At 65.9% G+C, this 26491-nt stretch carries 26 protein-coding genes; 5 read left to right on the top strand and 21 right to left on the bottom strand.

The genetic code is table 11. The features are described from left to right. Window positions 1-84 precede the first annotated feature (84 nt). The gene (locus LQF09_RS07125) at window positions 85-3069 is read left to right on the top strand and encodes a valine--tRNA ligase (protein WP_270069565.1); all 2985 of its coding nucleotides are present in this window, start codon (window positions 85-87) and stop codon (window positions 3067-3069) included. A 97-nt stretch (window positions 3070-3166) separates the two neighbouring features. Here the strand turns inward: LQF09_RS07125 and LQF09_RS07120 are convergent, their stop codons facing one another. Next, window positions 3167-3397, bottom strand: a complete 231-nt coding sequence (locus LQF09_RS07120; RefSeq protein ID WP_002923597.1) for a sulfurtransferase TusA family protein — start codon at window positions 3395-3397, stop codon at window positions 3167-3169. Window positions 3398-3490: 93 nt separating this feature from the next. After that, on the bottom strand, window positions 3491-4930 hold the full coding sequence (locus tag LQF09_RS07115) for a M48 family metalloprotease (RefSeq protein WP_270069564.1): 1440 nt from the start codon (window positions 4928-4930) through the stop codon (window positions 3491-3493). Window positions 4931-5097: 167 nt separating this feature from the next. Between LQF09_RS07115 and moaC the strand changes: the two genes are divergently transcribed. Next, window positions 5098-5595: a cyclic pyranopterin monophosphate synthase MoaC gene (gene moaC, locus LQF09_RS07110; protein ID WP_002923592.1), complete on the top strand. Its 498-nt coding sequence runs from the start codon at window positions 5098-5100 to the stop codon at window positions 5593-5595. Between the two features lie 18 nt (window positions 5596-5613). Here moaC and LQF09_RS07105 read toward each other — a convergent pair whose 3' ends face one another. The 16 genes from LQF09_RS07105 to LQF09_RS07030 all read right to left on the bottom strand — a co-directional run bounded on the left by LQF09_RS07105 (window position 5614) and on the right by LQF09_RS07030 (window position 19753). Beyond that, window positions 5614-6150, bottom strand: coding sequence for a response regulator (locus LQF09_RS07105; RefSeq protein WP_002923590.1), 537 nt, complete (start codon window positions 6148-6150; stop codon window positions 5614-5616). Then, window positions 6147-7469 carry an HD domain-containing phosphohydrolase gene (locus tag LQF09_RS07100; protein ID WP_270069563.1) on the bottom strand — a complete coding sequence of 441 codons (1323 nt, stop codon included), beginning with the start codon at window positions 7467-7469 and terminating at the stop codon, window positions 6147-6149. Before LQF09_RS07100 ends, LQF09_RS07105 begins: the two co-directional genes overlap by 4 nt. After that, window positions 7466-9199, bottom strand: coding sequence for an ATP-binding protein (locus tag LQF09_RS07095; protein ID WP_270069562.1), 1734 nt, complete (start codon window positions 9197-9199; stop codon window positions 7466-7468). Before LQF09_RS07095 ends, LQF09_RS07100 begins: the two co-directional genes overlap by 4 nt. 14 nt (window positions 9200-9213) lie before the next feature. Next, window positions 9214-10065, bottom strand: a complete 852-nt coding sequence (locus LQF09_RS07090) for an HDOD domain-containing protein (protein ID WP_270069561.1) — start codon at window positions 10063-10065, stop codon at window positions 9214-9216. Continuing rightward, window positions 10055-10381, bottom strand: coding sequence for a hypothetical protein (locus tag LQF09_RS07085; RefSeq protein WP_002935913.1), 327 nt, complete (start codon window positions 10379-10381; stop codon window positions 10055-10057). The genes LQF09_RS07090 and LQF09_RS07085 overlap by 11 nt, the downstream gene beginning before the upstream one ends. Further along, the gene (locus LQF09_RS07080) at window positions 10368-11189 is read right to left on the bottom strand and encodes a response regulator (protein ID WP_232431433.1); all 822 of its coding nucleotides are present in this window, start codon (window positions 11187-11189) and stop codon (window positions 10368-10370) included. Before LQF09_RS07080 ends, LQF09_RS07085 begins: the two co-directional genes overlap by 14 nt. 154 nt (window positions 11190-11343) lie before the next feature. Then, complete coding sequence (locus LQF09_RS07075) at window positions 11344-11580, bottom strand: hypothetical protein (protein WP_270069560.1); 237 nt, start codon at window positions 11578-11580, stop codon at window positions 11344-11346. Next, window positions 11577-11750: a hypothetical protein gene (locus tag LQF09_RS07070; protein WP_270069559.1), complete on the bottom strand. Its 174-nt coding sequence runs from the start codon at window positions 11748-11750 to the stop codon at window positions 11577-11579. Before LQF09_RS07070 ends, LQF09_RS07075 begins: the two co-directional genes overlap by 4 nt. Continuing rightward, window positions 11747-12481 (bottom strand): ABC transporter ATP-binding protein, encoded by a 735-nt coding sequence (locus tag LQF09_RS07065; protein WP_002923569.1) that lies wholly within the window; start codon window positions 12479-12481, stop codon window positions 11747-11749. Before LQF09_RS07065 ends, LQF09_RS07070 begins: the two co-directional genes overlap by 4 nt. 8 nt (window positions 12482-12489) lie before the next feature. Further along, the gene (locus LQF09_RS07060; RefSeq protein WP_270069558.1) at window positions 12490-13194 is read right to left on the bottom strand and encodes an ABC transporter permease; all 705 of its coding nucleotides are present in this window, start codon (window positions 13192-13194) and stop codon (window positions 12490-12492) included. Window positions 13195-13263: 69 nt separating this feature from the next. Further along, window positions 13264-13572, bottom strand: coding sequence for a hypothetical protein (locus LQF09_RS07055; RefSeq protein WP_002923565.1), 309 nt, complete (start codon window positions 13570-13572; stop codon window positions 13264-13266). Between the two features lie 3 nt (window positions 13573-13575). Beyond that, window positions 13576-13845, bottom strand: coding sequence for a sulfur carrier protein ThiS (thiS, locus tag LQF09_RS07050; RefSeq protein ID WP_270069557.1), 270 nt, complete (start codon window positions 13843-13845; stop codon window positions 13576-13578). Window positions 13846-13855: 10 nt separating this feature from the next. Then, the gene (locus LQF09_RS07045) at window positions 13856-15148 is read right to left on the bottom strand and encodes an NAD(P)/FAD-dependent oxidoreductase (RefSeq protein WP_270069556.1); all 1293 of its coding nucleotides are present in this window, start codon (window positions 15146-15148) and stop codon (window positions 13856-13858) included. A 59-nt stretch (window positions 15149-15207) separates the two neighbouring features. After that, on the bottom strand, window positions 15208-17055 hold the full coding sequence (locus tag LQF09_RS07040) for an aldehyde ferredoxin oxidoreductase family protein (RefSeq protein WP_002935928.1): 1848 nt from the start codon (window positions 17053-17055) through the stop codon (window positions 15208-15210). A gap of 12 nt (window positions 17056-17067) precedes the next feature. Further along, window positions 17068-17547 (bottom strand): 4Fe-4S dicluster domain-containing protein, encoded by a 480-nt coding sequence (locus LQF09_RS07035; RefSeq protein ID WP_002935931.1) that lies wholly within the window; start codon window positions 17545-17547, stop codon window positions 17068-17070. A gap of 133 nt (window positions 17548-17680) precedes the next feature. Further along, window positions 17681-19753 (bottom strand): sigma-54-dependent Fis family transcriptional regulator, encoded by a 2073-nt coding sequence (locus tag LQF09_RS07030; protein WP_270069555.1) that lies wholly within the window; start codon window positions 19751-19753, stop codon window positions 17681-17683. A gap of 293 nt (window positions 19754-20046) precedes the next feature. On the opposite strand from LQF09_RS07030, the gene pedF reads away from it, so the two are divergent. Further along, entirely contained in the window at window positions 20047-20496 is a 450-nt protein-coding gene (pedF, locus tag LQF09_RS07025; protein ID WP_002923553.1) for a cytochrome c-550 PedF, read from the top strand. Further along, window positions 20483-21334, top strand: coding sequence for a substrate-binding periplasmic protein (locus LQF09_RS07020; protein WP_270069554.1), 852 nt, complete (start codon window positions 20483-20485; stop codon window positions 21332-21334). The genes pedF and LQF09_RS07020 overlap by 14 nt, the downstream gene beginning before the upstream one ends. 74 nt (window positions 21335-21408) lie before the next feature. On the opposite strand, the gene LQF09_RS07015 is transcribed toward LQF09_RS07020, so the two are convergent. The 3 genes from LQF09_RS07015 to LQF09_RS07005 form a co-directional block, all read right to left on the bottom strand. Next, a complete protein-coding gene (locus LQF09_RS07015; RefSeq protein WP_002935937.1) occupies window positions 21409-22239 on the bottom strand; it encodes a cache domain-containing protein in 831 nt (276 codons plus the stop codon). 189 nt (window positions 22240-22428) lie between these two features. Then, window positions 22429-23076, bottom strand: coding sequence for a response regulator (locus LQF09_RS07010; RefSeq protein ID WP_232431436.1), 648 nt, complete (start codon window positions 23074-23076; stop codon window positions 22429-22431). Then, the gene (locus LQF09_RS07005) at window positions 23051-24382 is read right to left on the bottom strand and encodes a sensor histidine kinase (protein WP_270069552.1); all 1332 of its coding nucleotides are present in this window, start codon (window positions 24380-24382) and stop codon (window positions 23051-23053) included. The genes LQF09_RS07010 and LQF09_RS07005 overlap by 26 nt, the downstream gene beginning before the upstream one ends. Before the next feature lie 182 nt (window positions 24383-24564). Here LQF09_RS07005 and LQF09_RS07000 point away from each other — a divergent pair, with 182 nt between their 5' ends. Further along, on the top strand, window positions 24565-26460 hold the full coding sequence (locus tag LQF09_RS07000; RefSeq protein WP_270069551.1) for a methanol/ethanol family PQQ-dependent dehydrogenase: 1896 nt from the start codon (window positions 24565-24567) through the stop codon (window positions 26458-26460). The last annotated feature ends 31 nt before the right edge of the window (window positions 26461-26491 follow it).

Raw genomic sequence — 26491 nt, 5'->3', positions numbered from 1 at the left:
CCCCGGCCGCGTCACGCCAACAGGCCGGGCGGCAGCCGCGCATCCGCTATAATCCGCGCTTTGCCTTCAAGCGCGTAGAACACCATGGAACTGGCCAAGAGCTTCGAGCCCGCCGACATCGAACGTCGCTGGTACCCGGAATGGGAATCCCGCGGCTATTTCGACGCCGGACTCGACAAGTCGAACCCCAACGCCTTCTGCATCCTGCTGCCGCCGCCCAACGTCACCGGCACGCTGCACATGGGGCACGGCTTCAACCAGACCATCATGGACGCGCTGACGCGCTACCACCGCATGCGCGGCGACAACACGCTCTGGCAGCCGGGCACCGACCATGCCGGCATCGCCACCCAGATCGTCGTCGAACGCCAGCTCGACGCCCAGGGCATCTCGCGCCACGACCTTGGCCGCGAGAAATTCCTGGAAAAGGTGTGGGAGTGGAAGGAGTACTCCGGCGGCACCATCACGCGCCAGATGCGCCGCCTCGGCACCAGCCCGGACTGGAAGCGCGAACGCTTCACCATGGACGAAGGCCTGTCGAAGACGGTCACCGAGACCTTCGTGCGCCTCTACAACGAGGGCCTGATCTACCGCGGCAAGCGCCTGGTGAACTGGGACCCCAAGCTCGGCACTGCGGTGTCCGACCTCGAAGTGGTGTCCGAGGAAGAGGACGGCAAGCTCTATCACATCCTCTACCCCTTCACCGATGGCCCGATCGGTGAATTGCGCGGCCTGACCGTCGCCACCACCCGCCCCGAAACCCTGCTCGGCGACGTCGCGGTGATGGTGCATCCCGAGGATGAGCGCTATGCCCACCTCATCGGCAAGACGGTCGCGCTGCCGCTCACCGGCCGCCAAATCCCGATCATCGCCGACGACTACGTCGACCGCGAGTTCGGCACCGGCTGCGTCAAGGTCACCCCGGCGCACGACTTCAACGACTACGCGGTCGGCCAGCGCCACAAGCTCGACATGATCGTCGTGCTCAAGCTCGACGGCAGCGTGCCCGCAGTCGCCGAACGCTACACCAGCGACGGCATCACTCTGGACGGCGTGGCCATGCCGGCCACGGTCGCCGGCCTGGATCGCGTGCCGGCGCGCGATGCGGTGGTCACAGAACTGGAACAGCTCGGCCTGCTGATCGAGGTCAAGGCGCACAAGATGCAGGTGCCGCGCGGCGACCGCACCAGCGTCGTCATCGAACCCATGCTCACCGACCAGTGGTTCGTGGCCATGTCCAAGCCGGGCGCGGATGGCAAGTCGATCACACAGAAGGCGCTCGACGTCGTCGCCTCCGGCGAGATCAAGTTCTACCCCGAGAACTGGGTCAACACCTACAACCAGTGGCTCAACAACATCCAGGACTGGTGCATCTCGCGCCAGCTGTGGTGGGGTCACCGCATCCCGGCGTGGTACGACGAGGAAGGCAAGATCTACGTCGCCAGCTGCGAAGAAGAGGCCATCCACGCCTGGAAGGCCGACCTGCAGGCCGAGATCGACGCGCTCACCGCCGAGGTTCAGGCGCGCCAGAGCCAGGGCCAGACTGCCGCCGACTACCCGGCCATCGCCGAACGCCTGGCCGTGCTGCATGCCCGCCACGACGCCGGCCACCTGCGCCAGGAAGACGACGTGCTCGACACCTGGTACTCGTCCGCACTGTGGCCGTTCTCGACGCTGGACTGGACCCCGGAGTGGCCGGGCAAGAGCAACGACGCGCTCGACCTCTACCTGCCCTCGACCGTGCTCGTCACCGGCTTCGACATCATCTTCTTCTGGGTGGCGCGCATGGTCATGATGACCAAGCACATCACCGGCAAGATCCCGTTCAGGCACGTCTACGTGCACGGCCTCATCCGCGACGCGGAAGGCCAGAAGATGAGCAAGTCCAAGGGCAACGTGCTCGACCCGATCGACCTCATCGACGGCATTGCCCTCGACGAACTGGTCGGCAAGCGCACCTACGGCCTGATGAACCCCAAGCAGGCGCAGAGCATCGAGAAGAAGACACGCAAGGAATTCCCCGAGGGCATCCCCGCCTTCGGCACCGACGCGCTGCGCTTCACCTTCGCCAGCCTGGCCAGCCCGGGCCGCGACATCAAGTTCGACCTCGCGCGCTGCGAGGGCTACCGCAACTTCTGCAACAAGCTGTGGAACGCCACCCGCTTCGTGCTGATGAACTGCGAGGGCCAGGACTGCGGCATCGGCGACAACGTCGCCTGCTCCACCGAGGTGCTCGACTTCTCCTTCGCCGACCGCTGGGTCGTGTCGCGCCTGCAGCGCACCGAGGCCGAAGTCGCAACCCAGTTCGAGGCCTACCGCTTCGACCTCGTCGCGCGTGCGGTCTATGAGTTCGTGTGGGACGAGTACTGCGACTGGTACCTGGAACTCGCCAAGGTGCAGATCCAGACCGGCACCCCGGCCCAGCAGCGCGCCACCCGGCGTACCTTGCTGCGCGTGCTCGAGACGGTGCTGCGCCTGGCCCACCCGCTGATTCCCTTCATCACCGAGGAGCTGTGGCAGACGGTCGCCCCGCTCGCCGGGCGCAAGGATGGCGACAGCATCATGCGCGTACGCTACCCGCAGGCCGACATGAGTCGGATCGACGAGGCCTGCGAGGCCAAGGTCGCCGAGTTGAAGGCGATGGTCTATGCATGCCGCAACCTGCGCGGTGAGATGAACATCTCGCCCGCCCAGCGCCTGCCGCTGGTCGCCGCCGGCGACAAGGCGGCGCTGGCCGTGTATGCCCCCTATCTCGCCGGCCTGGCAAAGCTCTCGGACGTACAGATCGTCGACGAGATCGGCGCCGACGAACTCGCCCCGGTCGCAGTGGCCGGCGCGACCCGCTTGATGCTCAAGGTGGAGATCGACATCGCTGCCGAGCGCGAACGCCTGGGCAAGGAGATCGCCCGCCTCGAGGGCGAGATCGCGAAGGCCGAAGGCAAGCTCGGCAACGCCAGCTTCGTCGATCGCGCCCCGGCCGCGGTGGTGCAGCAGGAACGCGACCGCCTCGCTGGCTTCAAGGTCACGGTGGACAAGCTCAAGCCGCAGCTCGCCAAGCTCGGCGGCTGAGCCGAACAGGGCCGGGCACGGCCGGCCTGAACGGCAAGAAGGGGCTGCCCGGCAACACGGGCAGCCCCTTCCGTTTCCAGCGCCGTACTGGGAAGACTTACTTGCGCTTGAGGAAGAACTCGAAGGCCTTGTCCGCCGTCTCGCCCTGGCCAACCAGCTCATTGCCCGTCTGCCGTGCAAAAGCCTGGAAGTCCTTCACCGCGCCCGGATCGGTGGCAAGCACGCGCACCACCTGCCCGGACTGCATCTCGGCCAACATCTTCTTGGCGCGCAGGATCGGCAACGGGCAGTTCAGTCCACGGGCATCCACTTCCTTGTCGAAATCCATCCCTCGTCCTCTGTCATGGCTAATTGCTTGAATCCAATATTCTAATGGATCGAGGCAGGCGCAGGAAGGCGGACACCGCCGCACACCTTGGTATCAGCGCTCGCGCCGCTCCTCCAGCAGACGCTGCTGCAGCTCGCGCAGGCGCGCATCCACTGCCGACAGCGTGTAGAAATCGCCATCGCCCGCACGGCGCGCAATCTCGAGCTGCTCGATGGCCGCAGGCAGGCTGCCGCGCAACACATAGACCTCGGCCTGCGCCCTGTGCTGCTCGGTGCGCTGGCCAAGCTCGGCTTGCGCACGCGAGAGCAGCTGCCACAGGCGCGGATCGGCACTTCGGGTATCGATCATCCGGCGCACGCCTGCAACGGCCTGCGCAGCCTGGCCGCCACGGATCTGTGCGTCGGCCAGCGCGTAGGCCAGGCTGCGACTCGCCGGAAAACGCTGCTGAGCGGTCTCGAGCGTGCGGATCGCGCTGCTCGGATCTCGCCGTGCAAGGCTGATCTCGGCCGCAAGGGTCTCAATCCAGGGCGACGGCGCTGCACGCGCGCGCAAGCTGCCAAGCCTGTCCGCAGCGTCTGCCGTGCGCCCTGCCCGTAGCAAGGCACGCGCAAGACCGTAAAGCGCTGCATCGTCGCGCCCATCGCGGGCAACACGATCCTCCAGATCGCGCACCGCATCGGCCGGCTGGCCCACACTGGCGCGCAGCTTGGCGCGCGCATAGCGGAAGTCGTCCGAATCGAGCACCTGGCGGAATGGCATCGAGGCCACCCGGTTTTCCATGTCGGCAATCCGCTCGGTGGTGAGCGGGTGGGTGCGCAGGTAGGCCGGCGCGTTGTTCTCGTACATCCGTGTCGAACGCTGCAAGCGCTCGAAGAAGCTCGGCATGCCGCGCACGTCCAGCCCGGCACGATCCAGGGTATCGAGACCGACGCGATCGGCCTCGCGCTCGAAGGCACGCGTGTAGCCGAGCTGCGACTGGATCGCCCCCGCCTGCCCGGCCGCAATCGCCGCCTGGCTGACATCGGAATTGCTGCGCGCAGCCAGCACTGCGACCAGCAGCGACGCCATCATCAGCATCGCCGACTGGCTCTGCTTGCCGACGATCTGGGCGATATGGCGCTGGGTGACGTGCGCGATCTCGTGCCCGAGCACCGAGGCGAACTCCGACTCGGTTTCGGCTGCAAGCAGCAATCCCGTATGCACACCGATATAGCCGCCAGGAAGCGCAAAGGCGTTCAGCGAGGGGTCGCGCACGACAAAGAAGTCGAAATCGAGCGACGCGTTGTTGCCAACCGCAGCCAGGCGATGGCCGAGCCGGTTGACGTACTCCTCGACCTCGGGGTCGTCCAGGTAGGCGGCATCACGCCAGCGGATCTCACGAATGATCTGCTCGCCGATCCGCCTTTCAGCGGCAGGCGAGAGTTCGGAAGCCGCCACATCGCCCAGGTCGGGCAGATCGAAGGCGAGCACGGGAAGCGGCGCGGGCAGGGCCAGCGCCAGGCTGAGCAGGAGGGCAAGGGGTCGGCGCATCATCGGGTGCTATGATACGCGCGACCTTGCGCGCGTTCCCGTCCGAGTGCATCGATCTGTTGCCACTCGTCATCCGTGCCCGCGCAGCCCCGTCACCGTGCGCACTCGAGCGCGCACCGGCGGGCGCTCTAGATCCGCTCTACACCCTTACCCACTGCTCTGCGACTGCCATGACCACGACGTCCTCCGCCAGCCCGACCCCGCTCACCCATTTCGATGCCGACGGCCAGGCTCACATGGTCGACGTCGGCGCCAAGGCGGAAACCCGTCGTGTCGCCGTCGCCACGGGCTGCATCCACATGCAGCCCGAAACTTTCGCGATGGTGAAGGCGGGCAGCGCGAAGAAAGGAGACGTCATCGGCATTGCGCGCATCGCTGCTATCCAGGCCTCGAAGCGCACCAGCGAACTGATCCCGCTCTGCCACCCGATCCCGCTCACCCGCGTCGCAGTCGATTTCGAACTCATCGAGCACGACGCCGCCATCCGCTGCACGGTCACGGCAGAGACGGTAGGCCGCACCGGGGTCGAGATGGAGGCACTGACCGCGGTGAATGTGGGCCTGCTGACGATCTACGACATGTGCAAGGCGGTGGACCGCGGCATGCGCATGGAAGGCATCCAGCTCATGGAAAAGCTGGGGGGCAAGTCGGGGCACTGGAAGGCGTGAGCGCGGGGCCCGGACGGCTCAGTCATCGTCCAGCAGCAACTCGCCTCCCGGGCCCCACTTCACCTTGGTGATGCCGGGGCTCTCCGCCTCCAGCCTCCTGCGCTCCTTGTCCTCGGACGTGATGCTGCCGCGCTCGGCGCGCTTCTCGTCGGCAAGCAGTCGATCCTCGAGCAGACGGTCATAGCGCTCCAGCGCTTCGCGTACGGTGTCGACCAGTTCGTCACGGCTCCACGGCTTGACGAGGTAGCGATGGACCTCGGCCTGATTGACCGCAGCCATCGCCGCATCGAAATCCGTGGTTGCCGACAGCATCAGGCGGATGCTGTCGGGCTGCAGTGCGCGTATGGCCTTGAGCAGCGTCACACCATCCATACCCGGCATCCGATAGTCCGAAATGACCACCTCGTAGCGGATGTACTGGCAACGGCCGAGCGCGGCCAATGGAGAGGCGTGCGACTCGACACTGACATCCTGCCCGCTGAAAGCGCGCTCGAGCACGCGCTGCAGCGCAAACAACACGTTGGGCTCGTCGTCGATGAGCATGATGCGCTTCATACCATCCTCCCCTCGTCGCGCACGTGAATCACCAGCCCCTCCAGGCCCTCCTGGCTCGCATACTCCTGGATCTGGCGGATGATCCCTGCGGTCAGGACAAAGTCGGTCGCCAGGAGCAGGTAGCCCTGTCGAGTGACCAGGTCGCGTGACAGTATCATCCCGGGCATCAGGCGCGCGACGCTCAGCCCGACCTCCTTCAGATCGTCTCGCTCCGACTCGGCGACGACCTCCAGGAACAGATCGAGGACACCCGGATCGTAACTCCGGCCACGGCCGGCTTCGAGCAACTCCAGCGCCTCCCTGGCGGTGCGCTTGCGCGCTGCAAGGGTGCCGATCTGCAGCCCGTCATAGTCGTTCGCAACCGCCACGATACGCGCACCGAGCGGAATCTGCTCGCCCGCCAGGCCATCGGGATAGCCTTTACCATCAAAGCGCTCGTGGTGGCTTCGCACCAGGCGTGCCGCCTGCGCGAGTTCGGAAAGCGCCATCAGGGCGTGCTCGCCGGCCTGCGGGTGCTTGCGGTAGCGCAGCAACTCCGGCCCCGACATCTCCGCGACTGCACGCGACAACAAGGTATCGGGCAGGCCAATCTTGCCGATATCGTGCAGCAGCCCGGCGAGAAACACGTCCTGCACCGCAGCGGCATCCATGCCTGCGCGCTTGGCCAGCTTGCGTGCCAGCTCCGCCACCCGGCGCGAATGGCCTGCAATCGCGCCCTCGCGCAACTCGATGAGGTTGGCAAACACCTTGATCGAGGTGATGAAGCTCGCCTTGATGTGCTCATTGGCCTTGCGCAGCTCGACCGTACGCTCCATCACCTTCAGTTCCAGGCTGGCATTGACGTCCTTGAGCTCTTCGTTCTGCTGCGCAGTCAGCGCCTCGAGCCTCGCCTTGTCGCGCTCGAGCTGCTTGCGTTCGAGCGCATGGCGGACGATGAGCAGGAGTGCCTTGTCATCCCAGGGCTTGCTGACGTAATGAAAGATGCGCCCCTTGTTGACGGCATCGATGGTCGAGTCGATGTCGGCGTAGCCGGTGAGCAGTAACCGCATGGTGTCCGGCCAGCGCATGCTCACTTCTTCAAGGAACTGGGCGCCGGACATCCCGGGCATGCGCATGTCCGAGATGACGAGATCGAACGGCCCCTGTTCGAGTATGGCCAGCCCTTCCTCGCCGCTGGCCGCCACCGTCACCGCGTAGCCGCAAGGCCTGAACAGGCGGCGCAGCGCCGACAGGATGTTGGCTTCGTCATCGACACAGAGCACCCGCCAGGCCGGCACCTCGTCCGCGCCAAGCGATGCGGCCTGGGTGGCATCGCTCATGCTTCGCTCCGCGTCTCGACATGATGCACGGGCAGGACGACGCGGAACAGCGTCCCCGCCCCCGGGGTGCTTTCGAGCTCGATGCGACCGTTGTGATTCTTGACGATGCCATAGGACAAGGACAGCCCGAGCCCGGTCCCCTTGCCCACGGGCTTGGTGGTAAAGAAAGGATCGAAGATCTTCATCTGCAGCTCGGGCGCAATGCCGCAACCGTTGTCGGCAACCTCGACGCACACCTGCCCTGCATCCAGCACCCGGGTGGCCACACGGATGCGGCCGCGTGCCTCGCCGATTGCATGTGCTGCGTTCACCAGCAGGTTCATGAACACCTGGTTGAGCTGCGACGGCAGGCACTCGATCTCGGGCAGCCCGGCGAACTCGCAGACAACGTCAGCCTTGTACTTGATCTCGTTGCTCACGATATTGAGGGTCGACTCCAGGCCTGCCTCGATGTTCGCCCACTGCCACTCCTGCTTCACGTCGACATGCGAGAAGTCCTTCAGGTCCTGGACGATCTTGCGTACGCGGGTGATGCCCTCCTTGGACTCCTGCACGAGCTTGGGAATGTCCTCCCTCAGGAATTCGACGTCGAGCTTCGCCCCCAGTGCCTGCAAGGCTTCGCGCTTGTCCTCGGCCAGGCCGGAAGACATCGCCTTCTCATAGGCGTCGAGCATCTCGAACAAGTCGCCCATGTAGCCTTCCAGCGCGCCGATGTTGGAATGGACGTAGCCGATGGGGTTGTTGATCTCATGCGCGACACCTGCCGCCAACTGCCCGATCGAGGCCATCTTCTCGGACTGCACGAGCTGCGCGCTGGCCGACTCGAGCTGTGCGGTACGCTCCGCCACCAGGCGCTCGAGGCCAGCCTGCTGTTGACGCAGCGCCTCCTCTGCCGTGCGCCGTGCCGTCATGTCCTGCAAGGTCTCGATCGCCCCCACCACCTGGCCCCGGGCGTTGCGCAGCGGCGCCGCCGTGAAGTAGAGCCAGCGCCCCGAGTCGCCAAAATGCGGGAAGAAGGCTTCCGCCTCGTAGGCGCCGTCGATGAGTTCAGAGCGGCGCAGCTTGCCGCGGTACAACTCTTCGAAACCACGCTCGAGATCGCCGCTCAGCACCAGGTCGGCCAGGGTCGGTCGCTCGGTACGATAAAAGGGATACCACTGCCGCGTCGTGCCCACGATCTCGGCCGCTGGGGTGCCCGTAATGGCCGCGCAGGCCTTGTTCCAGTGCGTAACCTGATGCTGGGCATTGAGCACGAAGGTGGGTACGGGGTCGGCATCGATGATCTGCGCGAAGAGACGGAACAGGGACCGCTCACGCGCCTCTCTCCGTTTGTACTCCGAGAGGTCGTAAATGAAACAGACGAGCAGCGGATCGTCATCGATGTCGATTCGGCTCGGCGCGATCTCGACCGTGCGTTGCTCTCCACCACCGGACCGCAAGCTCAACTTGAGCTTTTCCGGTGCGGCCTCGCCAGCAAGGACGGCCGCGGCGAGCGCCTGCCAGCGTTGCCGATCGCCGTCGATCAAGAGCGCATCGAAGGGCATCCCGAGCAAGCTCGCCTGGTCGCGCTGCAGCAGTTGCTGGCAGGCCTCGTTGGCGTAGAGCACCGGCCCATCCCGGTAGGCCAGCATCGGCGCGCCCACCGTATCGAGGAGATTGAGCGCCAGCCGGCTGTCAACCCCGCAGCCGCGCTCGCGTGCGCAAGAGTGAAGGACGATCCGCTTGCCCATTCCGTACTCCTTGCTCAAGGCGCCTGCAACAACCCGGCGGCAGACTCGATCTGCTCGTCGATGTCGTGCAGGAGGTGCAGCAAAACCTCCGGCGATGCGACGAAACGCCGCCACGCCCCCTCATCGATGCACGGCACCATCGCATCGCGCTCGGGCACGACATCGAGCGCGATCACCACGGCATCCGCAACATGTACCAGCGCTGCATATGGATCCTGGGCGATGCGCACAGGATCCTGATGGCCTCCTATTGCCGAAACGAGAGCGGCGGGGAATCGCCAGCGCTCGGCCAGCAGTTGCCCGACCTCCAGATGATCCAGCCCGAGCACGGCGCGCTCAGCCTCATGCTGCATGCAGTCGTGCTCGCGACGCCAATCCTCGACCACCGCACACTGCGCGGGGAATGCCCTCGCCAGCAACAGCCGCCCCAGACCATGCATGAGCCCGGCGGCAAAACACACATCCGGGTTCAGGTGCGCAGCACGGCCCAGTACCTGCGCGACCACACCTGCGGCAAGGCCCTGCCGCCAGAAGCCACCCGGTTGCCCGCCCTCGCCGGGCAAGGCACTCGACAAGCTCGCAGCAATGGCCAGCGAGCGCAGCCCGCGGTAGCCAATCAGCACCAGCGCATCGCGGATCGAATGGATGCGCCCCTGCATCCCGTAGAAGGACGAATTCGCGACCCGCAACAGGCGCGCGGTCAGAATCTGGTCGGTGGCAATCAGCCGCTCCAGCTGTTCGGAATCCGCATCCGCCCCATCCAGTGACTGCAGCAACTGCAACGCCACCTCAGGAAACGGCGGCAGGCGTGCCACAGCCTCCATGACGGCGTCGAGTTCGAGCGGGAAGATCGACTCAGCGCTCATCCGTCCCTCCTGTGCGCAAAGCCAGGACTACCGTCATCAGTTCGCGGGCCGCCTCCCCCGTACCTGCCACCCGGAACAGATGTTCCAGCCGTTCCTGCAGCGCAGCCTCGCGCGCGCCACGTGCTGCCGCAGACTCGGGCACCACCAGTTGCAGCCGCTCCACACCACGAACACGCAAGCGCTCAAGGATCGCCTCATCAAGGGTGCAGCCTGCCGGCAGAAGGATCATGCCACTCGCGTCGCAAAGCTGGACCGCCAGGACTGCGCCGGGCTGCACCTCATCCAGGGCAAGGGTTTCGGTCTCAACGCGCTGCATGGCTCGTCTCCGGCAACAGAACGAGCAGGCGACCGATCGAGCGCGAATCGCGCCCCATCTCGCTTGCCCTGGCAACAAAGCCCTGACCACCGATCCGCACACTGCGGACCTGCGTCCCACCGACACCCAGGAGCGATTGCAACTCCGAGCTCAGGACTTCGTCATACGCCATCCCGAGCAATGGCCCCCCTGCTCCAAGCACACGCTCCGCCTCGGCGTTCGCGAACACGATCAGACGATCCATATCGACCCCGACGACAGGCAGCGGCAGTGCCTCAACCACCTCGCGCGCCACCTCGAGGGCTGCGCCATCGATGAGCAACTCGCGCTCGGTAACGGCCAGGTGCGCCTTGAGACTCTCGTTGGCGCACGCGAGCTGTTCGTTCGACAACGCCAGTTCGTGCGCGAGACGGCGATTCTCATCAGCCAGCGCCTTGTGACGGAAGGCCTCGGCAATGTTCGCCCGCAGGTGGTCGTCGTCCCATGGCTTGGTGAGGAACTTGTAGATGGCGCCCTCATTGATGGCATCGGTAACCGACTTCAACTCGGTGTATCCCGACAGCACCATGCGCACGGTATGCGGATAGGCCTTCTTGACGCTGCGCAGGAAATCAGTGCCGCTCATGCCGGGCATGCGCTGATCCGAAACCACCACATCGACATGCCGCTCGGCAAGAATCCTCAAGCCTTCCGCACCACTGTTCGCGACCAGCACCGTGTAGGGCTCCCGCCTCAGCGTGCGGCGCAACGCAGCGAGAATGTTCTCCTCGTCGTCGACCACCAGGAGACTACCTGTCGTCTCGTCCACTCTCGGCACCTCGCACACCGGCCGCAAATCAATTAAGCCATTAATCGCATATTATTTGATTGTGTCACTTTTTCCCAGATAACGAAGATAGGCCGTGACACGCTGCACACTCAGGCAATACGCATGGAACACTGCCACCATCACGCGAGCAGACTCAGCGCGGCCTCTCGTCACGCGCGGCGAGTCGTGCAAGCACGAGCGGAAACGCGCCGGAACCCGCCAATGCGACTGCCGTAACCAGGAAAGCGAGGCCCGCCATCGGGTCTGACAGCGCAGGATGCAGTTGCGTGCCAAAGCCGGCGAAACACAACAGCGCAGGAATGAGCGCAACTGCAGCGAGCGCGAACAACACGACCGCGCTGACCGGCACCCGCGGCCCGATCGCCATCATCGGGTAACACGCCCCGGCAAAAAGCCTTCTTCCGCAGGCTCGGCGACGGGCGCCAGCGCCTGGCTCGAAACCGGCTGGACATTGGACGCCTCACGCACCACGAAACCACAGTTCGCACCGAAGCTCCCCAGCAGCACCACCGCAGCCGTGGCCAGCAGCGTGCTTCTCAAGCGCCTTGAAACCGCATTTTCCATGGCAACTCTCCCTGGATGAACAGCCGCGCCTCTTCGGAGCGCGGGCGGCTGAAGAACTCGCGGACTGCAGTATGTTCGCACACACGCCCACCGGACACAAAGACGATGTCATCGCCGAGGCGAGTCGCCTGGGCCAGGTTGTGGGTCACCATCAGGATGCGCGTACCATCGGTACGGATCTCACGAATGATGCGCTCGACCTCGGCGCTCGCCGACGGATCGAGACTGGCCGTCGGTTCGTCGAGCAGCAGCAGCCGGGGCTTGGTCAGCCACGCGCGTGCGAGCCCGAGTCGTTGCTGTTCGCCCCCTGACAGGTGACGGGCACTGTCGGCGGCACGATCGGCCAGGCCCACGCGCTCGAGCATCGCCAGTGCCCGCCGCCGCCGCTCATCGGCGCGCAGACCGAGCGGCTTGAGACCCAGCGCCACGTTGTACAGTACCGAAGCACGCAACATCATCGGGCGCTGGAACACCATCATCACCCCCTGCTCCGGCCGGCGTGCGCCCTCGTCGCCCCAGGCCATGCTGCCACCGCTGGCCTCGACCAGACCGCAGATCGCCCGCAGCAATACGCTCTTGCCCGCGCCGTTGGGGCCCAGCACCAGGGTAATGCCCTCGTCGCCGAGTTCCAGGTCGATGCCGGCAAGCACCTCCCTGCCGTTGGGTCGGAAGCGCAGTCCAGAGATTCGCAGCGGAAAGATCGCCATGAGTCCGCCTAGCCGAAGCGGCGCATCGCCCAGTGGCGCAAGGCGAACGCCAGCGCGTTGAGCACGAGAATGATGACGATCAACATCAGGCCAAGCGCGATCGCCAGCGGCAGATCGCCCTTGCTGGTCTCGAGCGCAATTGCAGTGGTCATGACGCGGGTAGCACGATCGATGTTGCCGCCCACGATCATCACTGCCCCAACCTCGCTCATTGCCCGTCCCAGCCCGGCCAGCACCGCCACGACCAACGAATGGCGACAGTCATACAGCAGCGTGGTGACACTGTCCCACCACGAAAAGCGCATCAGCGCCAGCTCCTCGGCGTAGCGCTGCCACACGTCCTCGACGACCTGGCGGGCGATCGCGGCCATGAGCGGGATCACGAGCAAGGTCTGCGCAATGATCATCGCCACCGGGGTGTATAGCAGGCCGAAGCTCCCGAACGGCCCGGAGCGAGACAAAAGCAGGTACACCACCACGCCCACCACCACCGAGGGCAAGCCCATCAGGCCATTGATCAGCACGGACAGCGTACTCTTGCCGGGGAAGCGCCCCACCGCGATACAGGCGCCGAGCGGCAGTCCGATCAGGGTGCCCAGCACGACCGCCCCGCCGCTCACCTGAAGCGAAAGCAGCACGATCTCGGTCACCGCATGGTCGAAGGTGGCCAGCAGTGCCAGGGCATCGGAGAAGGTGGTGGCAAAAACGGACATCGGCAGGGAGCATACCCGAAACGCGGCACAGGCCTGAACGCTGGCGCGGTCGGGCGCGCTGTGTCGCGATCAGCCGCCGCCTTTCTGCATCGCCCGATCAAGACGTTCGAGCAGGGCGCGGCGCGCGGGCTCGGTCCCGGCGCCGAAGCGATAACGCACGATCAGCTGCGGCAGCTCCAGCAGGCCGAGACGGCGCAGGCCAGCGGGCTCGATCTCGATCGCGAGATGCTGCGTCCCATCCTGCAGCCCGAAGGCCGAGGCGTCGGCGCCACCCTGCACCTGCGGCCAGGCCTGGCGCAGGTCGCGCTCGAATTCACGCGGCGTCGCGGTGACCCGGCGCTCGAAGGACTCGGGCACCGGGCCGTTGATGAAAGCCACCGTTCAGCCGCCGGCGATCGGCGGCCAGATCGCGAGTTCGTCACCTTCGGCCAGGCGCCGGCGGGCACGCTCGGCCGGCGGCACGAAGTGGCCGTTGACCAGCACCAGGTGGGCGCTGCGCTCGGGCACGCGGTAGCGGTGGATCATGTCAGCCACCGTTGTGCCCTCGTCCACCTCGAGCTCCAGCCGGTTGCCGCGGTGGCCGTCGGGCAGGTAGTCGGACAAGGACGCAAACAGCTTGAAGGCGATGCGAATCGTCACCCGGGTCTCCATTCGCCCCCCCTCAGCGCGCAAGCGCCATCGGCTGCTGGCTGCACGCCACGTAGGCGTCGACGAAGGCCAGCGGGCTGGCAAGCAGACGGTCCTTCCAGTCTCCGAGCTTCACCTGACCGTGGATCAAGCCACGCAGCGCGCCCACATGCTGGGTGAGACCGATCGAGGTGGCGCCGATCAGCACGTCGTCCTTGAACTGCAGGCTCAGGTAGCGGTAGCGCGCCTCATCGACCAACTCGACACCGCTGCCGCCGGCGTCCGACTTCTCGCCCCACCACTGCCCGAAGGACGAGGAAATCAGGCCCAGCGTGTCAAGCACGTTGATCGCCAGCACACCGTTGAGCTTTGTATCCCTGGCGGCGGCTGCGCGCGCCATGTTCATCGCCGCGATGCGCGCCTGGTCGGCGGCATTGGGCTGGATGGCGGCGACCAGGTGCGCACCGGTGAAGAGATCCGGCGCCTCGGCCACGTCCCCCGCGGCGAAGATGCCGGGCACGCTCGTCTCCATGCGCTCATCGACCAGCACGCCCTTGGCGACATGCACCGGAGTTTCCTCCAGGAAGCCGACATTGGGCGCAACTCCCGCGGCCACGATGACCAGGTCGCAGTCGAGGCGATAGCCCGTCGACAGCGTCACCACGAGCGGCGCATCGCTCGCCACGTCGCCCCCGCGATCGATACGCTGCACGCCCGCAGAGGTGACGACCCGGATGCCCTTCTCCTCGACCCAGCGCTTTATCATGCCGCCGGCCTTGGGTGTCATCATGCGCGGCACCATGCGGTCGCCCATCTCCACCACGGTGAGCTGCACGCCGCGCTTGGCCAGCGCCTCCATGATGATGCAGCCGATGAAGCCAGCGCCGAGCTGCAGCACGCGCGCGCCCGGTTTGGCCAGCGCGGCGATCGCACGGGCGTCGGCCAGCGTCCAGCAGGTCTGCACCTCGGGCAGGTCCACACCGGGGATGGGCGGCCGCACCGGGTGCGAGCCGGTGGCAATGAGCAGGCGGTCGTAGCTTTCGAAGTGGCCGTCGTCGAACAGCACGGTGCGCTTGTCAGTGTTGAGCGCCACCGCACGCCCGCGCAGCTGGCGGATGCGCAGGCGCTCGAAGTGATCCGCACCCTTGCGCAGATACGTGCCCGCCTCGTCGATGTTGCCTTCGAGCAAATAGGGGATGGCCATGCGCGAGTATGGCGGCGCGTCCTCGTGACCGACCATCAGGATGTCGTCGGTGGGCGCGGCCTTGCGCAGGGCTTCGGCGGCAACAACCCCCGCGGGACCATTACCGAGAATCAGGTGTTTCATTTGGGAACCCTCGAACGAAGCACGGGCGCCCTCGAGGGCGCCCGCGTACGCTTACACGATCACAAGCCCAGGCGTGCCCGCGTCTCGGCGGTCGGCTGGCCCTCGGGCGTCCACCCGCGCACCTGATAGTACTCGGGCAGCATCTTCGCCAAGCCGTTGACCAGGCCTTTTGCCGGACCGGTCTTGGCCGGTTCCTGCGTGAGGCGCGGCGGCAGGTTGTCGTCCTTGGCGGTGAAGCCGGCGGCATTGTTGAACATGCGCTCCATGTTCCAGATGCGCTCGCCCACCTCGTTCAGCTTCTCCATGCTCCAGTCGCCCTCGCAGGCGGCAGCGACCTGCGGCTGCACGTCGGCCAGGGTCCACGCGAAGCTGGTGAACACGCAGATGCCGGCCGAATCGAACACCGCCGTGGCGTCCTGGAAGGCCTTCACCAGCTCGGGCTTGCCGTCGGTCGTGAGCGGGTCGGTCTTGACCGGAATGCCGAGCACTTCGGAGGCAACCGTATAGCCGCGCAGGTGGCAGGCGCCACGGTTGGAGGTGGCGTAGGCCAGGCCCATGCCCTGGATGCCGCGCGAATCGTAGGCCGGGAATTCCTGCCCCTTCACGCTCATCGACAGCTCGGGGCGGCCGTACTTCTCGCACAGGCGCTTGCTGCCCAGGCCAAGCTCCTTGCCAAAGCCCTCGCCCACCGCCGTCATCTCCACCATCTTCGCCAGTGCTTCGGCCGAACCGAAGGGCGCCGAGATGCCGATCTTCTCGTCGTTGAGGATGCCCAGCTCGTAGAGCTCCATCGCCGCACCCACGGTGGCGCCGAAGGAGATCGGGTCCATGCCCTGCTCGTTGCAGATCAGGTTGGCATACTGCAGCGCCTCGAGGTCGCCAACGCCATTGGCCGCACCGAGCGCCCACGCGGCTTCGTACTCCAGGCCGCCGGAGGCACCCCAGTACTTCGGGCTGTTCTTGACCGTGAAGTGGCCCTTGTCGATCTCCGAGATGCGACCGCAGGCGATGGTGCAGCCAAAGCATGCAGCATTGGTGACGAGGTGGGTCTTGCCGTCCGATTCGCGCTTCTCGTGCATGGCCTCGGCGGAGATCTTCGAGGCATCCTCGAACTGCACATCGCGGTGGTTGCGGGTGGGCAGCGCACCGATCTCGTTGATGACGTTCATCAGCACCTGCGTGCCGTACTTGGGCAGGCCCTGGCCGGTGACCGCGTTGTCGGCAAGCACCTTCTTGGCGTCATTGGTGGCTTTCAGGAAAGCGCCGAAATCCTTGATCCCCGCCACCCCCTTGGTGCCGCGGATGGCCACCGCCTTGAGGTTCTTCGACCCCATCACCGCACCCACGCCTGAACGGCCGGCTGCGCGATGCAGGTCATTGACCACACAGGCGTAAAGCACCTGGTTCTCGCCCGCCTTGCCGATCGAGGAGATGCGCACCAGCGGATCCTGCAGCGCCTCCTTGATCTGCTCCTCGGTCTCCCAACAGCTCTTGCCCCACAGGCCCGAAGCATCGCGCAGTTCGGCCTTGTCGTTCTCGATGTAGAGCCACACCGGCTTGGCCGAGCGCCCTTCGAAGATCACCATGTCCCAGCCGGCGAACTTCATCTCGGCGCCGAAGAAGCCGCCCGAGTTCGAACAGGCAATGGCGCCCGTGAGCGGGCCCTTGGTGACGACGGTGTAGCGCCCTCCGGTCGAGGCCATGGTGCCGGTGAGCGGCCCGGTGGCCATGATCATCTTGTTGTCCGGCGACAGCGGATCGACCCTGGGATCGATCTCGGACACCAGGTACTTGGTGGCCAGGCCGCGCGAGCCGAGGTACTCGTCGGCCCACTGCATGTTCAGCGCTTCTTCGGTACAGGTCCCTGCGGTGAGGTTCACGCGCAGGACTTTGCGATTCCATCCCATGACGCATCCTCCTCAGGCTGCGGCCGAAGCCGGGGTGTTGGCCTTCGCGGCCCAGGCGCGCATCTTGTCGATACCGGTCCAGTCGGCATCGACATAGGTGATGGCGCCGGTCGGACAGGCGCTGGCACAGGCGGGGTTGCCCTCGCACAGGTCGCACTTCTGTACCTTGCCCGAGTCCTGGTTGTAATTGATGGTGCCGAACGGGCAGGCGATGGTGCATACCTTGCACCCCACACAGGTGTCCTCGAAGACCATCTTGGCGCCGGTTGCCAGGTCGATGCGGATCGCATCGACCGGACAGGCGTTCAGACACCAGGCTTCGGTGCACTGCGTACAGGTGTAGGGCACCTTGCGGCCCTCGTGTTCGAAGTTGAACACCTTGATGCGCGACTTGCTCGGATTGATGACCCCGGTGTGCTCGTACGAACAGGCCATCTCGCATTGCAGACAGCCGGTGCACTTGGCGGGATCAATGTGCAGTGCCTTCCACATCGATCGTCTCCTCATTCGTTGTTGGTCGTGGTCATCGGCCTGGAGGCTGCCGAGCCACCCACAAGCAACTCGGGAACCGAGTCGCCTATGCAACTACGAGCATATGTCGTGCCAGACGAAGGTCAACCCGGGATTACCCTCCTGCCGCCTGCCGCGCCCCCGCGCGTCCGAGCTTGCGGTAAAGGCGGTTGCGACTGACGCCCAAGGTGCGTGCTGCAGCCGACAGGTTCCCGCCCACCTCCCGCATCACTCGCTCGATGAGTTCGACCTCGAGCTGATCGAGCCTGCGCGCGCCGGGTTCGAGCGCGGCCAGGCCACCAGCCGTTGCCGCCACTGCCGGCGGCATGCCGGGGCCAGGCCCCTGCGGCGATGGCTTTGCGTCATCTACCGGGTCGGCCAGGAACAGGTCTTCGGGCAGATGGGAAGGCAGGATTTCGTCCTCGTCGGGGTCGAGCAGCGCAACCGCAACCCGGATCACGTTGTGCAGTTGCCGGACATTGCCCGGCCAGGCATAGCGTTCGATGAAGCGCATGACGTCATCGCCGATACTCAGCTCGCCACGCCCGGCCTCGGCAGCCTCCAGCCGCAGCAGACGGTCCACGATGCAGCGGATGTCGCTGCGCTCGCGCAGCGGCGGCAGCGCCACCGTCAGGCTGTTGACCCGGTAATAGAGATCCTCGCGGAACTCCCCGCGCGCCACGGCATCGCGCAGCACCCGGTGCGTCGCACAGACAAGCGAGATATCGACCGGGATCGACTTCAACGAGCCGACCGGCGTCACGCAGCGTTCCTGCAGCACGCGCAGCAGGCGCGCCTGCATGCCCAGGGGCATGTCGCCGATCTCATCGAGGAAGAGCGTACCGCCGTGGGCCTGCTGGATCTTGCCGATCGAGCCTTCCTTGCGCGCGCCGGTGAAGGCGCCGCCCACATAGCCGAAGAGCTCCGACTCGATCAGGGACTCGGGGACCGCCGCACAGTTGAGGGCGACAAAAGCCCCGCTGGCGCGCGGTCCGCTGTTGTGGAACGCAGTGGCGAACAACTCCTTGCCCACGCCCGACTCGCCCTGGATGAGCAGGGGAATGTCCTTGCCGAGGATGCGCCGCGCCCGGTCGACCGCACGCGCGATCCCGGCGTCGCCGGTGGCCAGCGTCTCGAGCACGATCCTGCCCTTGTCGGCAGGCGCCCGATTGCCCCCCGCCTCCGCAAGCGCAGCCGGGCGGCCCCCATCGGCCGCTGCCGGCGCGTCCATGGCCGACCTGACGTGCGCCCTCATCGAGCGCAGCTGGACATAGAGATCGGAGCCATCGCGCAGATTGAGCCTGACCAGGGCATCGCTCGAACTGCGGACGCGGTCGGCGATCTTGCCCAGCCCCTGGCGGAACAGTTCGGCAAAGGTACCACCGGTCCCGGTTTCCAGCCGCCGGTGGATCCACTCGCGTGCAATCGAGTTCGCACCCACGACCATGCCATCGGCGGTGACCGCGATGAGCCCCTCCTGCAGGCTGCCGACGTACTCCGGACGCTCGTGGAAGGCAACCAGGATCTCGTTGGCGAACTCGGTCTCGAACAGGCGCCGTTCGATCAGTTGCACCGACAGACGCACCAGCCCGAGCGAGTGGCGCTGGTGTGCCCGCTGGTCGCACGAGACATCGAGCACGCCCGCCAAGGTACCGCGCGGATCGAGAATGGGCGCAGCCGTGCACGACAGGAAGGCGTTGTGATCGAGGAAGTGCTCGCCACCGAGCACGACCGTGGGCGCACTGGCAGCAATGGTGGTACCGATCGCATTGGTGCCACGCGCGGCCTCGCTCCAGCATGCCCCGGGCTGCAGCGCGACGCGACTGGCCTTATCCACGAACTCGGCATCGCCCAGGCTATGCACGATCGTTCCGCGCGCATCGGACAGGATCACCAGGCTACCCGAGGCGCGGATCTGTTCGAATACATGCTCCATAACGCCGCTGGCGTGTTCTACCAGGCGGGCGCTGCGGTCGCGCGCCTCGGCGAGACGCAACCGGTCCGCATGGTCCCTCGCCTCACTGGACGCACGATCGAGACCCAAGTCGCGACAACGCACCCAGGAATCCACGATCTGCTCCGGGACACCGTCCTCGGGCAGAACCCCCTCTTCAAAGAACTGGCTGCGCGCCCGCTGCAGGCGATACTCGCGCGCCACCGGCTGCGCCAGCGCATGCTCTGTTGCCATCACGTCTCCTCCGGGCCGCCTTGCCGGAACAACCGACAGGCCGCCATCTTTTCTAGTGCTTCGGTTCGAAACGTAGCATTTGATTCGCTTCGAAACAAATCGACTGCTCCGTTTGCCCGAATGTAAGCACAAAGCCTGCCAGCACCTCGCAGCCGACCTCACTCCACAAGCCGTCCAGACTCCTGGCTCAGACCCCTTCGAGCATTGGGTGGCACGGCGATTGCAGTGCAAGGCTTGTCCGGAGGCACCGGAAACACACACCCAATCGAACCACGCACAAGAGGATACACAAGGTGAAGACACGTACCTTGAAGGAGACACTGATCAACCGTTTCGCACTTGGCGCGGCAAGCCTTGGCATCGTTGCCGCGGCAACGCTGGCACACGCACATGGCGACGTGGTGCCGCAAGCGGTCGATACCAGTTCATTGCCGCAACTGGGCGAACAATGGGTCGAGAAGAACCCCTACCGCGGCAACGCCGACGCGATCCGCATCGGCGACTCGGCCTTCAACCAGAACTGCGCGCGCTGTCACGGCCTGGGCGCGGTATCGGGCGGCATCGCGCCCGACCTGCGCTACCTCGAGCACGACGACTACATGGACGAGTTCTACATCGGCAAGGTCCGCAACGGCGTCACTCGCAACGGTGCGGTATACATGCCGCCGTTCGAAGGTATCCTGTCGCAGGAAGCCATGTGGGCCATCCGTGCCTGGCTGGAGACGGTCTATGAGCAGCAATGAGCGCCGACGCTTTCTGCGCGCCGCGGGGGCCCTGGCCCTCGCGGGCCTGATCCCGCCCGCCACCGCGGCAGCTGCCGAACTCGAACTGCAGCAGCCCGGCACCCTGAGGGTGGCGGTTTACGCAAACTTCCCGCCCTACTCGGCTGCAGGCAAGGGTGTCGACATCGCGCTTGGTCGTGCGCTTGCCGAGCACCTCGGCCTGCAGCCGCAGATCGTCGAGTTCCCGGCCGACGAGGACATGAAGGACGACCTGCGCAACATGGTGTGGCGCGGGCACTATCTCGGCACCAAGCCGGGCGACGTGATGCTGCACGTGCCAGTCGACAACCACTTCGCTGCCGGCAACCCGCAGGTACGCATCTTCGGCCCCTATCACCTCGAGACACTGGCGATGGCGCGCCTGCCCGAGCGCGTACCGCAGCCGTCGAATTCGGTCGCTGAGACTTTCGAAGTCTTCACTACGGAGAAGATCGGCGTCGAACTCGACACCCACTCGAGCGACTTCCTGCTCCACATCCTGGATGGCCGCCTGCAGCCCAACATCGTGCACTTCCCCAGCCTCGCCGCAGCAGTCGAGGCCATGCGCCGCGGCGAGATTGCGGCTGCAATGGGCACGCGCACCGAACTCGAGGGCGCCATCGGCGGCGGCGGCGACATCGCGCTCGACCCCCTCGGGATGCCCGAACTGCGCATCAGGCCATGGCCGCTGGGCATGGCCGTGAAGAAGGACAGCGGCCAGCTTGCCGACGCCCTGTCGAACGCACTGGCCGAACTGCAGCGCTCGGGAACGCTGGCCAGAATCTTCGCCGACCACGGCCTCACCCACCGCCTGCCCTGAACAGCGGGCCTATCGGCCCCTGCTCCATTGCTCCGCTGCGGAACAAATGCTCCGCAGCGGAGCATCTGTTCGACTTACTCGATGTAGTGCCCGACGCCGATCAGCGAACGGCCTTCACGGCGCACATACGAGCGCTTGTTTTCCACCGCATTGGTCACCGGATTGCGCCAGACGTAATCGACCGTCGCCTCTTCGGCATCCTTGAGCTTGGAGATCATCTCCGCCACCAAGGCATTGCCGGCTGCATCATGCAAGCCCAGTGCATCGGTGTCCGACAGGGCCGGATTCATGCCCATGGCCTCGAAGCGACCGCTGTCCATGTTGATCATGAACACGTAGAGATCGTTCTTCACGAACTCGCCACGCCGGTCGTTGAAGGCTGCTGCCGCACGCGCATGGCCTTGTTCCTTGGCCAGCTTGGCCGCACGCTCCAGCATCGCGCGCGCATCGTCTGCACCGGCGCGCGGTGCGGAGTAGCCAACGCCGACGACGTAGTTGCCCACCTTGCGCACGTAGCTCACCTTGGGCTCGACCTTGTTGGTCACCCTGTTCAGCCACATGTAGCGCACCGTCCCTTCCTGGTTCACCCGCGTGGTGTCGATCATCTCGCGGAACAGGGGGTTACCGGCCGCGTCGGTGGTGTTGAGCACGGTCAGCCCCACCAGCGCCTCGGGCGCAGCACCACTGGCGTGATAGACCCCCTTGTCGTCGATCACGAAGACATAGAGATCCTTGCGCACGAACTTGCCCGTGCGGTCATTGAAGGCCGCGAAGGCTGCCTCGGCGCCGTTCTGCTCCATGTAGCCGACCGCCTGCTCGAACATCGCCCGCGCCTCGCGCGGCGTCGCGCGTTCGCCTGCGTGGACGGCCGTTGTGACACCGGCGGCACACAATACCGCCACCATCAACCGAGAGATCCTTGGGTAATTCATCTTCATCATTCCATCCTTGCAAGGTGCGGATATTCAAGGGGCAACAATCCCGATTGCCAAATTGCAAGAAACAGGCCCGCGGGCAGACGCCTCAGCGAGGCTTCACACCGGGCATGTGGAGCATCCGGCATGGAGCATCTGTTGCGGTTCGGCACGTATCGGTCAGGCCCGCAACTGCTCTCCCAGACTCACCAGGCCATGCCTCACGGCAAGGTGGAGCAGCCTGAAGTCGTTCTCGGCGCCAAGTTTCTGGCGGACTGCCGACAGATGGTTGAGCACGGTCTTCTGGCTCAGGTGCATCGACTCGGCAATGCTTGCAACCGGGTCGCCACTGGCTACGAAGCGCAGCACCTCGAACTCCCGCGGCGTGAGGCGCTCGAGCATCACCTCCGAATCGAAGGCTGCGGTCATGGTCGAGTGCGCCAGCCCCTCGGCAAGGACGCGCCGCCCCGAATGCACCGCGCGCACGGCGGCCATCAGCTCATCGGGGGCGCAATTTTTGGTCAGGTAGCCGAGCGCACCGGCACGGATCGCCTGGCGCACGAAGCCGGGCTCGTCGTACATCGACAGCACCAGCACGCGAACACTGCGATCGCGCTGGAGGATGCGCGCAATCGCATCGATACCGCTCGCACCGCGCAGGCTCAGATCGACCAGCGCGACATCGATCTCGTGCGTCCGCAGGCAGGCGCAAGCCTCATCCGCCCCGGATACATCGCAGACCACCTTCATGTCGGGCTCGGCATCGAACATCCGCCGATACCCCGTGCGCACCAGCGCGTGGTCATCCAGCAACATCAATCGGATCATGTCTCCCCTCCTCCAATCCAGCGACAGGCAGCCGCAGACGCAACGCGAGCCCGCCTGCACGCCCCTTCTCGAATACCAGCTCGCCACCGGCGATGCGTGCGCGCTCTCTCATGCCAAGCACTCCACCCGATGACCTCGACAGCTGCTCCTCGGTGCAGCCGCGGCCATCGTCCTCGATGCGCAGCTCCACGAAGGCGCCGGCTACGGCGACGGCAAGCTCGACGTCCACATGCGTCGCTTCTCCATGCCGATGCGCATTGGTCAGCGCCTCCTGCACCGTGCGATAGATGGACAGCGCCGCCGCCTCGGGCAGGGCCGGCAGCGCTGTCGGCAACCGGGCGAAAATCGCCGCAGTACCCTGACGCCCCTGCCAGAAATCGAGCAGGTCGTTGAGCGCTTCCAGCAGGCCAAGCTCATCGAGGCCATGCGGCCGCAGGCGCTTGAGGATGCCCGACACTTGGCCTGAGACCGTCGCCACGCCCTCGCGGATCTCACGCCCGCAGTCGGCGATCGCCTCGCGCTCAGCCGTCCCCGCATGGCGCTCGATGTAGGCCGCTGCAAGACCAAGCGCCGCCAGGGTCTGGCCGATCTCGTCATGCAGCTCGCGCGCCAATGCCCGGCGCTCCGCCTCCTGGACCTGGATCAGCCGTCGCCCCATCTGCCGCTCGGCCTCGCGCGCCAGAGCCAGTTCGTGCGCGATCGACTCCATCGTTCGCGCGATACGGTCGAACTCGCGCAGCTCGAAGGCCGGCAGCGTGCGCGGGGTCTCATCGAGCAGGCCAACCAGCCCTCGCTCCAGTTCCACCCCCGGGCGCAGGGCCACACCGACGGTGCGCCAGGCGGCGAAACCGGCCACGAACACGAACAGCACGAAGAGCCCGAGCATGCGCGCAGACTCTGCAAGGATCTCGCTCGTCTCGCTCGCCGGATCGGGCTTGATGACCACCGTCGCACCGTCGATCCGGATGCGCTGTTCGGCAAGGTCGAACAGCGCGTGCGGAAGGACAGCTGCAAGCCAGCGCGGCACGCCTCCAGCCGCTGCCTCCTGCGCAACAGGCTCTCCGTCGCGCTCGAGCGTGACCGCCAGATGTCTCATACCGCCCTCGGCAATCAGGGACTCCACGCGCGCCAGGCGATGCTCGCCGGCATCGGACATGGCGAGCATCAGGTCGACGAGTCGGGACGAAGCGTCCACCTCCTCGAGGACGTCCTCACGCAATGCGAGCGCGATCAGCACGCAGGCCAGCACGATCAAGAGCACGAAGTACCCGACCAAGCCGCCAACCAGCCTCGCCCGCAGATCCATTCCGCCTTCTCCCATGCTCCTTAGCTGCCTCTGGCTACGCAAGTCACATGCCAGCTCGGGAAAAACTCCCGGCTTCATCGGGAAGACCGCCCGGGCCATCGACGCCCCCGGCCCGCAGACTTGGCTCCGCAATGGCGCAGGCGGTCTGCGCCACATAGCAATAAAACAGGAGACGCCAACAAATGACTCGCACGCATGTTCCAACCCCCGTCCTGCGCCCGCTGCGGATGGCCGCGCTCGCGGCCTCGCTCGCCGTCGCCTTTCCGGCGTCGAGCCTGGCAGCAAGCACCGTCACCTGGGACGACATCGTCCGCGACCACGAGACGACGAGCGACGTGCTCACCTACGGGCTCGGCCTGAAGGCCCAGCGCTATTCGCCGCTGACGCACGTCAACACCAAGAACGTCGCCGGCCTGGTACCGGCGTGGTCGTTCTCATTCGGCGGCGAAAAGCAGCGCGGCCAGGAAGCCCAGGCCCTGGTGCATGACGGCGTGCTCTACGTCACCGCCTCGTATTCCCGCCTGTTCGCGATCGATGCCCGCACCGGCAGGCAACTGTGGAGCTACGAGCACCGCCTGCCCGACGACATCCGCCCCTGCTGCGACGTCGTCAACCGGGGCGCAGTCATCTTCGGCGACAAGATCTTCTTCGGCACCCTCGATGCGGCGATCGTCGCGCTCGACAAGAAGACCGGCAAGGTCGCCTGGCGCAAGAAGTTCGGCGACCACAAGATCGGCTACACGATGACCGGCGCACCCACGATCGCGCGTGACAAGGAGTCCGGTCGCGTCATGCTGATCCACGGCGACTCGGGCGACGAGTTCGGCGTAATCGGCCACGTCTACGCCCGCGACCCGGACACTGGCGAGGAGATCTGGAAGCGCCCGATGGTCGAAGGCCACATGGGCACGCTGAACGGCAAGCCCAGCACGCCGACCGGCGACCCGAAGGCCCCATCCTGGCCCAACGACCCGACGCGCGAGACTGGCAAGGTCGAAGCCTGGAGCCATGGCGGCGGAGCCCCCTGGCAGAGCGCAAGCTTCGATGTCGACACCAACACCATCGTGATCGGCGCCGGCAACCCGGCACCCTGGAACACCTGGGCGCGCACCCCTCCGGGCGACGACCCGCGCAACTGGGACAGCCTGTTTACCTCCGGCCAGGCCTACGTCGATGCGGCCACCGGCGAACTCAAGGGCTTCTATCAGCACACTCCGAACGACGCCTGGGACTTCTCCGGCAACAACGAGATCATCCTTTTCGAATACAAGGACCCGAAGACCGGCAAGCAAGTCAAGGCCGGCGCGCATGCGGACCGCAACGGCTTCTTCTTCGTCACCGACCGCGAGAAACTCGCGGCCCGAGCCGACCACCCGAACAAGCCCACCGCCCTCATCAACGCCTGGCCGTTCGTCGACGGCATCACCTGGGCCTCGGGCTTCGACCTGAGCACCGGCAAGCCGATCGAGAAGGGCAATCGCCCGCCGCCGGTCGCAGAGGGCCAGGAAAAGGGCGAGACCGTATTCGTTTCGCCCCCCTTCCTCGGCGGCAAGAACTGGAACCCCATGGCCTACAGCCCCGACAGCGGCCTGTTCTACATCCCCGGCAACCACTGGGCGATGGACTACTGGACCGAGAAGGTGCACTACAAGGCCGGCTCGGCCTACCTTGGCCAAGGCTTCCGCATCAAGCGCCTGTTCGACGACCACGTCGGCATCCTGCGCGCCATCGACCCGCTGACCGGCAAGATCGCCTGGGAGCATAAGGAAACCTTCCCGCTCTGGGCCGGAACGCTCACCACCGGCGGCGGCCTCCTCTTCACCGGCACCTCCGACGGCTATGTGAAGGCCTTCGACAAGCGTAGCGGCAAGGAGCTGTGGAAGTTCCAGACCGGCTCGGGCATCGTCTCCAGCCCGATCACCTGGGAGATGGACGGCGAGCAGTACATCGCGATCCAGTCCGGCTACGGCGGCGCCGTTCCGCTCTGGGGCGGCGACATGGCCGAGCTCACCAAGCAGGTCACGCAGGGCGGCAGCGTCTGGGTGTTCAAGCTGCCCAAGCAGGTGGCAAGCCGCTGAGGCACTGAAGCGGCAAACCGGTCGCGGGCCA

Source organism: Thauera sp. WB-2, from assembly GCF_027594845.1.
GTDB lineage: Bacteria > Pseudomonadota > Gammaproteobacteria > Burkholderiales > Rhodocyclaceae > Thauera > Thauera mechernichensis.
This window is presented reverse-complemented; position numbering and strand designations above follow the sequence as displayed.

Excerpts from the sequence above, each read along its gene's own strand:
- LQF09_RS07125 (WP_270069565.1), top strand. The coding sequence starts at position 85 with ATGGAACTGGCCAAGAGCTTCGAGCCCGCCGACATCGAACGTCGCTGG.
- LQF09_RS07120 (WP_002923597.1), bottom strand. The coding sequence starts at position 3,397 with ATGGATTTCGACAAGGAAGTGGATGCCCGTGGACTGAACTGCCCGTTG.
- LQF09_RS07115 (WP_270069564.1), bottom strand. The coding sequence starts at position 4,930 with ATGATGCGCCGACCCCTTGCCCTCCTGCTCAGCCTGGCGCTGGCCCTG.
- moaC (WP_002923592.1), top strand. The coding sequence starts at position 5,098 with ATGACCACGACGTCCTCCGCCAGCCCGACCCCGCTCACCCATTTCGAT.
- LQF09_RS07105 (WP_002923590.1), bottom strand. The coding sequence starts at position 6,150 with ATGAAGCGCATCATGCTCATCGACGACGAGCCCAACGTGTTGTTTGCG.
- LQF09_RS07100 (WP_270069563.1), bottom strand. The coding sequence starts at position 7,469 with ATGAGCGATGCCACCCAGGCCGCATCGCTTGGCGCGGACGAGGTGCCG.
- LQF09_RS07095 (WP_270069562.1), bottom strand. The coding sequence starts at position 9,199 with ATGGGCAAGCGGATCGTCCTTCACTCTTGCGCACGCGAGCGCGGCTGC.
- LQF09_RS07090 (WP_270069561.1), bottom strand. The coding sequence starts at position 10,065 with ATGAGCGCTGAGTCGATCTTCCCGCTCGAACTCGACGCCGTCATGGAG.
- LQF09_RS07085 (WP_002935913.1), bottom strand. The coding sequence starts at position 10,381 with ATGCAGCGCGTTGAGACCGAAACCCTTGCCCTGGATGAGGTGCAGCCC.
- LQF09_RS07075 (WP_270069560.1), bottom strand. The coding sequence starts at position 11,580 with ATGATGGCGATCGGGCCGCGGGTGCCGGTCAGCGCGGTCGTGTTGTTC.
- LQF09_RS07065 (WP_002923569.1), bottom strand. The coding sequence starts at position 12,481 with ATGGCGATCTTTCCGCTGCGAATCTCTGGACTGCGCTTCCGACCCAAC.
- LQF09_RS07060 (WP_270069558.1), bottom strand. The coding sequence starts at position 13,194 with ATGTCCGTTTTTGCCACCACCTTCTCCGATGCCCTGGCACTGCTGGCC.
- thiS (WP_270069557.1), bottom strand. The coding sequence starts at position 13,845 with ATGGAGACCCGGGTGACGATTCGCATCGCCTTCAAGCTGTTTGCGTCC.
- LQF09_RS07045 (WP_270069556.1), bottom strand. The coding sequence starts at position 15,148 with ATGAAACACCTGATTCTCGGTAATGGTCCCGCGGGGGTTGTTGCCGCC.
- LQF09_RS07040 (WP_002935928.1), bottom strand. The coding sequence starts at position 17,055 with ATGGGATGGAATCGCAAAGTCCTGCGCGTGAACCTCACCGCAGGGACC.
- LQF09_RS07035 (WP_002935931.1), bottom strand. The coding sequence starts at position 17,547 with ATGTGGAAGGCACTGCACATTGATCCCGCCAAGTGCACCGGCTGTCTG.
- LQF09_RS07030 (WP_270069555.1), bottom strand. The coding sequence starts at position 19,753 with ATGGCAACAGAGCATGCGCTGGCGCAGCCGGTGGCGCGCGAGTATCGC.
- LQF09_RS07020 (WP_270069554.1), top strand. The coding sequence starts at position 20,483 with ATGAGCAGCAATGAGCGCCGACGCTTTCTGCGCGCCGCGGGGGCCCTG.
- LQF09_RS07015 (WP_002935937.1), bottom strand. The coding sequence starts at position 22,239 with ATGGTGGCGGTATTGTGTGCCGCCGGTGTCACAACGGCCGTCCACGCA.
- LQF09_RS07010 (WP_232431436.1), bottom strand. The coding sequence starts at position 23,076 with ATGATCCGATTGATGTTGCTGGATGACCACGCGCTGGTGCGCACGGGG.
- LQF09_RS07005 (WP_270069552.1), bottom strand. The coding sequence starts at position 24,382 with ATGGATCTGCGGGCGAGGCTGGTTGGCGGCTTGGTCGGGTACTTCGTG.
- LQF09_RS07000 (WP_270069551.1), top strand. The coding sequence starts at position 24,565 with ATGACTCGCACGCATGTTCCAACCCCCGTCCTGCGCCCGCTGCGGATG.